General features: G+C 41.5%; 6 protein-coding genes. 2 read left to right on the plus strand and 4 right to left on the minus strand.

Annotation, left to right across the window (positions count from 1 at the left end; all coding sequences use genetic code 11):
* Nucleotides 1-17: 17 nt before the first annotated feature.
* The gene (locus B2863_RS11455; RefSeq protein WP_296210672.1) at nucleotides 18-1691 is read left to right on the plus strand and encodes a mechanosensitive ion channel family protein; all 1674 of its coding nucleotides are present in this window, start codon (nucleotides 18-20) and stop codon (nucleotides 1689-1691) included.
* Between the two features lie 81 nt (nucleotides 1692-1772).
* Entirely contained in the window at nucleotides 1773-2054 is a 282-nt protein-coding gene (locus B2863_RS11460; protein ID WP_296210674.1) for a hypothetical protein, read from the plus strand.
* Between the two features lie 117 nt (nucleotides 2055-2171).
* Here the strand turns inward: B2863_RS11460 and rnr are convergent, their stop codons facing one another.
* The 4 genes from rnr to thrS form a co-directional block, all read right to left on the minus strand.
* Nucleotides 2172-4448, minus strand: a complete 2277-nt coding sequence (rnr, locus tag B2863_RS11465; RefSeq protein ID WP_296210677.1) for a ribonuclease R — start codon at nucleotides 4446-4448, stop codon at nucleotides 2172-2174.
* A gap of 139 nt (nucleotides 4449-4587) precedes the next feature.
* A complete protein-coding gene (locus B2863_RS11470; RefSeq protein WP_057762157.1) occupies nucleotides 4588-5832 on the minus strand; it encodes a toxic anion resistance protein in 1245 nt (414 codons plus the stop codon).
* Nucleotides 5833-6237: 405 nt separating this feature from the next.
* On the minus strand, nucleotides 6238-6741 hold the full coding sequence (gene infC, locus B2863_RS11475) for a translation initiation factor IF-3 (protein WP_057762155.1): 504 nt from the start codon (nucleotides 6739-6741) through the stop codon (nucleotides 6238-6240).
* A gap of 23 nt (nucleotides 6742-6764) precedes the next feature.
* Nucleotides 6765-8699: a threonine--tRNA ligase gene (gene thrS / locus B2863_RS11480; RefSeq protein ID WP_296210680.1), complete on the minus strand. Its 1935-nt coding sequence runs from the start codon at nucleotides 8697-8699 to the stop codon at nucleotides 6765-6767.
* Nucleotides 8700-9236: the final 537 nt, after the last annotated feature.

Genomic DNA, 9236 nt, shown 5'->3' on the forward strand with positions numbered 1-9236 from the left:
AAAAGTAAAGGATGCTTATGGCCACTTACATTGACCGTCCGATAGTACGCAGTTTTATAAAAGCGTGGGGTCAAATGGTGTTGCTACTAAGCATCCTTTTTGCGTTCTCAGCACATGCTGCCAGTGAAGAAATTTCTGGTGTCGCAGCAGCGTTAGGTATAGAGACGACTGAAAGTGTAGATACGACAGAGGCAAGCGTATCTAACAATGATTCTGCTATATCAGAAAATGAGACATCAACAGGTAATACCACAGAACCTGCTAGCTCATTGCCAACGCCTGCTCCGCCGCCAGTCATCAGTGGCGAAAGCACTAATAATGCTCAAATCGAGACCACACCTACTCCGCAAAAAGACAACGATATTCGTCAACGTATCAGCGGTATTTTCTCTGAAATCGAAGGCTTACAAGCCGTCAACGTTAGTGTCACCCAAGGGGTCGTTACCCTAACGGGAGAAACAGCCAACGAAAAAAAAGCACAGCAAGCGATTAACTTAACCAACCGACTAACAGATGTCGTCACTGTAGAAGATAGAATTAACCGCACGCTAGATGTTCAAGAGAATGTCTCAACGGTCTATCAAGGTCTAAAAGCGCAGGTGACCAATCTTGTGAAGGCTCTGCCGCTACTATTGGTCGGCATCGTTATATTTGCCTTGGTAGCATGGTTTGGCAGTTGGTTATCTAATCGCAAAAAAATGTGGCAACGTCTGACGCCCAATCCATTTGTCGCTGAGCTGCTGTCACAAACGGTCAAAGTCATCTTTATTATCTTTGGTCTGATTCTAGGACTAAGTCTAATAGGTGCAGAGACTATTTTAGGCACATTGCTTGGTGGGGCAGGTGTCATTGGTATTGCGGTAGGTTTCGCAGTCAAAGATACCATTGAAAATTATATCGCTTCACTAATGCTGAGCATTCGCCAACCTTTTCGGGCCCGTGACCATATCGTGATTAATGGACAAGAGGGCATCGTGGTTCGCTTGACCTCACGTGCGACAATACTGATGACATTAGATGGTAATCAGCTACGTATTCCTAATGCTGAAGTCTTTAAAGGTACCATTCTAAATTACACCAAAAATCCTGAGCGTCGATTTACTTTTGAATTAGGCGTCGACGCCAATGATGATCCATTAGCAGCAATCAAAGTCGGATTGGATGCGATACATACGCTGGCGTTTGTCTTGAATGAACCAAAGGCAATTGCGGTTATTACCAATGTGGGCGATTCTAATATTGTTTTGGAATTTCAGGTTTGGGTAGACCAATCAGAGACTGACTTTGCCAAAGCACGCAGTATCGCCATTCGTGAGACCAAGCATGCACTAGAAGATAAAGGCTTTAGCTTACCTGAGCCTATCTATCGTCTGCGCTTTAACAACAAGTTAGAAAAAGCCTTTGAGCACATGCAAAGCAGTGTCAGCAATGCTAATAATATTCAATCTGATATGACGATTACTCCGACTATCCCTAAGCCTGCTGAAACAAATCAGGTCAACGAAAGTCATATAGATGACCAAGATAAAAAGCAAGCCAAGGCTCGAGCCAAGACCATTTTACAAGGTCGCAGTGCTAATGAGGTTCTCGATGCCCGTCCTGACGATAAGCTGATGGAAAAGGTCGAGCAAGAGATTGCTCAAAGCTCAGATGAGACTGATTTATTGAATAATAATAGCCCGCAAGAATAGGTACTAGACGTTAAGTAAGGTTTAGGCATAAAAAGTGCAACAGAATCTATATTTGGTGGTTATTCAAATACGGGGCTTTTTATGGAAATGAAACACGTCATTATTTTTTCAGTAATTGGTATTGTGGCATTGCTTGGCTTTAACATTATCAATGGTAATAGTCGCGAACAAAATAGAGAGATTGCAACCAGTAGTGTAGCGGCTGAACAGCCTGATTCTACAGTAGCTACCTCCGATACAGATATTACTAGCCAGCCACTTAGTCAACAGCCGAAAGCTATCGTAGATAGTGCGACCAGCAAAATTGACCAAGCACAGCAAGCCGAGCAAGACCGTGTAGAGCAATTGGACGATGTGCAATAGGCACAATAAATAGCTATATCATCTATAACTCAAAAGTACACAGCATAAAAAAGGCTAACGATCACGTTAGCCTTTTTTATAGTATTACAAGATTAATATCTCGGTATCAGTTTAAGCTTAGCTTTTTTTGGCAGCGCCTCTGCGGTTACTGCTTCTTTTCGCTGGGGTTTTCTTAGGCTGCTCTTTCTTCGGTTGACCTTTTTTGCTTTGGTTCATTGCACTAGATTGCAATTTAGCCTTCAAATCAAAATCAATCTGTAGCAGGTCCATGTTGACACCCGCAACCTTCACTTTAACTGAATCGCCCAGTCCAAATAGCGTGCCTTTATCCTTACCGATAAGCTGCTGTTGCTGTTCATCGTAGACGAAGAAGTCATCGCCAACGTTTGAGATATGAACCAAACCATCAATATATAAATCAGTTAATGTGACGAATAGACCAAAGCTAGTAACCGTAGTCACAACGCCTTCGAACTCTTCACCGACATGATCGGTCATATAATGACACTTAAGCCAAGACTCTACATAACGTGATGCTTTCTCTGCACGGCGTTCTGTATCTGAAGTTTGTGTACCAGCACCTTCAAGAGAAAAGTCCATGACAGGTTGCTGGCTGTTGGTGACTTTTGCCTTAATCGCGCGATGCAGCATCAAATCTGGATAACGGCGAATCGGCGAGGTAAAGTGGCTATATTCGTCATATGCTAAGCCAAAGTGACCAATATTGTCAGGTGCATAGTTTGCTTGCATCATTGAACGCAGCAGCATGCTATGAATACTGATGGCATCTGGTCTATCTTTAGTCGCTTCAATTATGCGCTGGTAATCCGCTTGCGTTGGATTTTCTTCTGGGAATGGTAAGCCAAAGTTTTTCGCATATTCATGAATACGCATCGACTTCTCATTATCAGGCTTATCATGGTTACGATATAAAACTGGTAACTCATGTTTAAGCGCGAAGTTTGCAGCACAAGTATTGGCAAGGAGCATACACTCTTCGATTAGCTTCTGAGAGTCGCCACGAGTGCGCGGTAAAATCGCTTCGATTCCGCCTTTCTCGTTGAACTCGATATACGTCTCAACCGTTTCAAATTCCATTGCATGACGTTCTTCACGCTTTTTAAGCAGTAGCTCATACAATTGATGTAACGTATCAACAGATTTTTTAACGTCTTTATTACCTGTTAATGATTTAGGTAATCTCTTATCATTCGGGTTCACAAGATAATCATTTACTTGATTATAGGTGAGACGGGCTTGTGAGTGCATCACTGATGGATAGAACTCATATCCAGTCACTTTACCAGCGCGTGATATCTTGATATCAGCAACCATACATAAGCGATCTAGATTAGGGTTCAGTGAACACAGACCGTTAGATAACACTTCAGGCAACATCGGAATCACGCGATGCGGGAAGTATACTGAAGTACCACGCTCATAGGCATCTTGGTCAAGTGGTGAATTCGGTGTCACATAATAGCTGACATCCGCAATCGCAACCACAACACGGTAGTTACCACCAGAGCGCTTTTCAGCAAATACAGCATCATCAAAGTCACGAGCATCTTCACCATCGATAGTGACAAGCGGTAGATGACGTATGTCTGTGCGACCTTTTATGTCTTTCTCAGTTGGCTCTTGATAGTCATCAGCTTGTTTAAGCGCAGCTTCGCTAAAATCTGATGGAATATCATAGTTGAGCAGGGTAGTCTCAATAATCAATTCACGATCATTATCGTCAGACAGAACTTCAGTGATTTTACCAGTGGCAAATTCATGCTGGTTTGGCCAGTCAATGATATCGACTTTAACAGGAGCGCCTTGTTTGATATTTAGCGACTGAACATTGTCATCAGTAACCGTAATCGGTTGATGATTGTTTGGGCTACCAAGCTCAACACAATAGCCGTCTTCATCACGAGCAAGTGTACCGATAAAGTTGTTTTGACGACGTTCGACAACATCGACGATACGCCCTTCGGTACGTCCACGATTGTCTGTCGAAGTGCCGACGGCTGCTACCGTATCGCCATTGAATACCCAGCGCATTTGTTTTTCATGCAAAAACAAATCTGGCATATCACTTAGCACTACAAATCCAAAACCTTTTGGATGTGCAGAAACTGTACCTGAGACGATATCTTGCTTGGTCACTGTGCGATAGCGATAAGGACGACCATCACGATTTACTTGGCCATCACGCGCCATTGCTTTTAGGCGATTGCCCAAAGCATCAAACTGATCAGGGTCATCAATGTTAAAGGCTTTTGCCAATTGTTGATGCGTGACTTCCCCATGCTCGTTAATCGTGCTGAGTATCAGCTCACGACTAGGAATCGGGTTGTCATATTTTTTTGCCTCACTTGAGGCGTTTGGATCATTCCAACTCATAAATTACCGTATCTATTTTTAAAATTATTAATAGTGGCTATCTTAACACGAACGACGTCGCAATATCTTGCGTCAATTGTCTTATGTGTATTCGGTAGCAGGAAGCGGTCAGTTTTCTAGCGACCGCTATAGGGATAAATCAAATATCAATATCGACATTGCTAGATTGGTTAGTGATTTTTTTACTATCCAACTCTTTTGAGACTTCTAATACCGTAGTCTGATTTGATTTATCCAAGTATTTTTGTGCTTTATCTACTTCAGTGGTCAGTGTATTGACCGTTTGCTTCATATTCTCTAGCGCTTCAATTTTGTAATTACTAATCATATCCATAGTGTCATAGACATTATTGAAGGCATTTTGCAGTTTATCAAGCTCAATGCTACTGCTAGTCGCCTGCTCATGAATCTCACCTGACTGACGTTTAAGCATCGCTGACGTTGATTCAATCAAACTACTGGTGGTTTTATTCAATGCAGTGATTTGATCTAGTACCAATTTTTGATTGGTCATTGCTTGTGCGACGACAACAGCCGTGCGTAATGCAGACACAGTAGTCGTGGTTGCGCGATCGACCCCTTTGATCAGCTCTAAGTTATTACGGCGAATAGTATCAAGCGCCAAATAGCCTTGTACATTCACTGCTAACTGAGTTAAAAAATCAGTGTTTTTTTGACGGACATAAAACAACATCTCTTCTTTAATAATGCGAGCTTTTTCAGGATCGGTTGCTTCTATCGCATAGACCTTTTGCTCAAGTTGCTCATCAATCTTTTTGCCAACGTAGACATACTGGCGAATAGACTGCATCAGCTCCCACATATTGACTTTTTCTTGCTCAATCATCGCATTGTCTTTGAGCAATTCATCTTTACCATTATAGAGACTAGTTACAACGGCATTAATATGTGATTGTGCCGACTCATACTGACGGAAATAATCTTGTACTTTGTTGCCGAACGGAATGAGACCGAACAGCTTGCGTGAGCTGGTCAGCTCTTTTTTGCTCGGATCTAAGTCTTCTACAATCCCGCGTAGTTCCGTTAGCGATTTAGCAATAGGAGAGTTGTCGAATAAGCTGTCATTGAGACTTTTTGCGGGCAAATCTAACATTCGATTAGATACTTGTGCAGATTCACGAATCTCTTTTGTACCTAGATTATGAATAGACTGCACATTCTGTCGAAACTCATCGCTATGCACAGAGTTGGTAAGCACATGATCAACAAAAGCATCAACCTTGGCATCGAGCTCAGGAATTTGGCTTTCATCCAATTTGACCATCTGATCTGCTTCACTTTTCTGTATTTCTTTGACAGGTTCAGGTGCTGTTAGAGAAATACTGGGAGTTGTAGCGTTTTCTGGTGGCGTCAATTCTTGCATGAAATATCCTCTGATATCGGAGAAGGGAGTGTTTTTTGTCAACGACTCTGACAGTCGTGATGTACATTGTTTTTATTTATACACTTAGCTTTTATACATTTATAAAATGTCTTTAGCTCATACTAGTTTTTATCAAATGATCATTAGTGACTGCTAAATACTAACTAGTAAATATAACTAGACCTTTAGATTACCGTGTAATCAGAAAGTTGAGAAGGTAGATTTTGTAAAATAGCGTCAGTCAATGATGCTAGGCTATTTACGTTCAATATAGCTATGTTTATTACAGCCGTTTTTGAGTCCAAATAATAAAAAACCATCAATATCCCGCAGCATATTGATGGTTAGAGTTATAAATAGCTATATAGACTAACAGCCACCACTCAAAGCAATCCAATAGACAGATTACTTTTTCTTAGTGGGTCCAAGCAGCATACCCATCTGACGACCTTCCATCTTAGGGTACTGTTCGACGTTTGAGATATCAGCAGTATCTTCAATGATACGATCAAGTTGTTTGCGACCGATATCTTGGTGCGCCATTTCACGTCCGCGGAAACGGATGCTAATTTTAACTTTGTCTTGATCTTCCAAGAAGCTCACGATTTTTCTCAGTTTAACCTGATAATCGGCCTCTTCGGTACTAGGACGTAGCTTCATCTCTTTAAGCTGAGTCTGCTTTTGGTTTTTCTTAGCTTCTTTAGCCTTTTGCTTTTGATCATAGAGGAAGTGCTTATAATCCATGATCTTACATACTGGCGGCTTAGCTTCAGGAACTAATTCAACCAAATCTAGATTTTCATCACGTGCCGCTTTCATCGCGGTTGCGATATCAACCACGCCCATTTGCTCGCCATCTTCTTTAACGAGACGGACTTCTTTGACATTGATATCTTCGTTGATGTTCAAACGGTTGGACTGTTTAATAGGTATTACTCCTCATCTGTTTTTGGGGTCTGTCGGCCTTTTTTACTGACAGCGGTCTGTACTAATGTGATAAATTCAGAAACACTCATCACGCCAAGGTTCTCACCTTCGCGAGTTCGGACGTTGACACTGCCCGATTCGACTTCTTTATCCCCTAATACTAGCATATAGGGAATACGTTCTAATGTTTTCTCTCGTATCTTAAATCCAATCTTTTCGTTACGCAAGTCGCTAATAGCGCGCAAACCTGCATTTTTAAGCTCGCTAACCACGTTTTCACATGCATTAGCTTGCTTATCGGTGATATTCATGACCACAACTTGCTGCGGTGCTAGCCATACTGGCATCCAACCGGCATAGTTTTCGATCAAAATACCGATGAAACGCTCGAACGAACCTAAAATTGCACGGTGCAACATAATAGGTACTTCACGATCGTTCTGTTCATTGACGAACTCAGCATCGAGACGCTCAGGCATGTTTGGATCAACCTGAATGGTGCCGCACTGCCAAATACGACCTAAGGAATCCTTTAGACTGAACTCAATCTTTGGACCGTAGAATGCACCTTCACCAGGTAAATAATCCCAGTCTAGCCCTGAGCTATCAAGCGCATCTGCCAACGCTTTTTCTGCAAAGTCCCAAGACTCATCACTACCAACGCGTTTTTCAGGGCGAGTAGAAAGCTTCATGATAATATTGTCAAAACCAAAATCTTCATAGACAGCAAGCGTTAGTTTAATAAAGTCAGCAACTTCTTGTTGAATCTGTGCCTGCGTACAGAAGATATGCGCATCATCTTGAGTAAAACCACGTACACGCATCAAACCATGTAGTGAACCTGATGGCTCGTTACGATGACAAGAACCAAATTCAGCCATACGCAGTGGCAAGTCACGGTAAGACTTTAAGCCTTGGTTAAACACTTGCACGTGACAAGGGCAGTTCATCGGTTTTACCGCATAATCACGGTTTTCACTAGAAGTTGTGAACATATTGGTTGCATAGTTGCCCCAATGTCCTGAGCGCTCCCACAAGCTGCGATCGACGATTTGAGGTGTTTTAATCTCTTCGTAGCCATTATCGTATTGTACTTTGCGCATATATTGCTCAAGCACTTGATAAATCGTCCAACCATTCGCATGCCAGAACACCATGCCTGGTGCTTGCTCTTGCATATGAAATAGGTTTAATGCTTTACCAATTTTACGATGGTCACGTTTTTCTGCTTCTTCAATACGCTGGATATAAGCTTTTAACTGTTTCTTATCAGCCCACGCAGTACCATAGATACGCTGTAACTGCTCGTTTTTCGCATCACCGCGCCAGTAAGCACCTGACATTTTGGTCAGTTTAAATACTTTCAAAAAGCGCGTGTTTGGCACATGCGGGCCACGGCACATATCCACGTATTCTTGGTGATGATACAAGCCAAACGCTTCTTCACCTGGCATATCATTAATAAGTTTCAGCTTATAGTCTTCGTTACGTGATTCAAATATCTCAATCGCTTCGGCACGTGGCGTCATTTTTTTGATAACGTCATAATCTTGCTTGATCAGCTCCATCATGCGTTTTTCAATCGCTTCCATATGCTCAGGCGTAAATGGTGTTTCACTAAAGATATCGTAATAAAAACCATCATCAATAACAGGACCAATGACCATTTTCACATCAGGATATAGCTGCTTAACAGCGTGACCTAATAGATGAGCGCATGAGTGACGAATAATATCGACACCGTCGTCGTCTTTTGGCGTTACGATTTCAACATTGGCATCAGCGACGATAGGATCATGAGCGTCTACCAGATGACCATTTACACGTCCAGCAACCGTCGCTTTAGCGAGTCCTGTCCCAATACTTTGCGCCACTTCCATGACTGTTGTATGACCGTCAAAGTCTTTTACACTACCATCGGGTAAAGTAATCGCTACCATAATCTATTCGCCTATTATTGGGTCCGTTGGCAGTGATGATTGCAACCATCAATCATATAACCGTAAGACCACATCAATTATATCTAATCATCGTGATATGTTGTGAAAGGGACGCATTACCTAGAGTCTTACTATGACTATATAAGCTAAAGCTGATGTAAGGCTTAAAGCCAGTTAATCAATAGCATTGCAACAAAATGCATTTCGCTATATGAATAATACAATAGCCGACATATATAAGTAATGCAGCAAAATACCTATTATAGCAAAAACCGTCTCTCAACACTAGATATCAAGGGATTACGCGACGACTAATATAAGAGCCATATCTTATGATAAAGGTAGTATCAAATACTGAACTATATAGGATAATATATTGAAAGCATCATATAACTTCGAATAACTTAGCTTCTATATAGTGCTATTTATATGAATATCAACATTCAAAAACATAAGAGATAAAAAGAAATAGAGAACCTCAATTTTATAACCCATTGAAAGAAATACAGATTTATTCATCTCCTAAAATAACTTCAA

This window comes from Psychrobacter sp. UBA3480, from assembly GCF_002377945.1.
Classification (GTDB): domain Bacteria; phylum Pseudomonadota; class Gammaproteobacteria; order Pseudomonadales; family Moraxellaceae; genus Psychrobacter.

Excerpts from the sequence above, each read along its gene's own strand:
- B2863_RS11455 (WP_296210672.1), top strand. The coding sequence starts at position 18 with ATGGCCACTTACATTGACCGTCCGATAGTACGCAGTTTTATAAAAGCG.
- B2863_RS11460 (WP_296210674.1), top strand. The coding sequence starts at position 1,773 with ATGGAAATGAAACACGTCATTATTTTTTCAGTAATTGGTATTGTGGCA.
- rnr (WP_296210677.1), bottom strand. The coding sequence starts at position 4,448 with ATGAGTTGGAATGATCCAAACGCCTCAAGTGAGGCAAAAAAATATGAC.
- B2863_RS11470 (WP_057762157.1), bottom strand. The coding sequence starts at position 5,832 with ATGCAAGAATTGACGCCACCAGAAAACGCTACAACTCCCAGTATTTCT.
- thrS (WP_296210680.1), bottom strand. The coding sequence starts at position 8,699 with ATGGTAGCGATTACTTTACCCGATGGTAGTGTAAAAGACTTTGACGGT.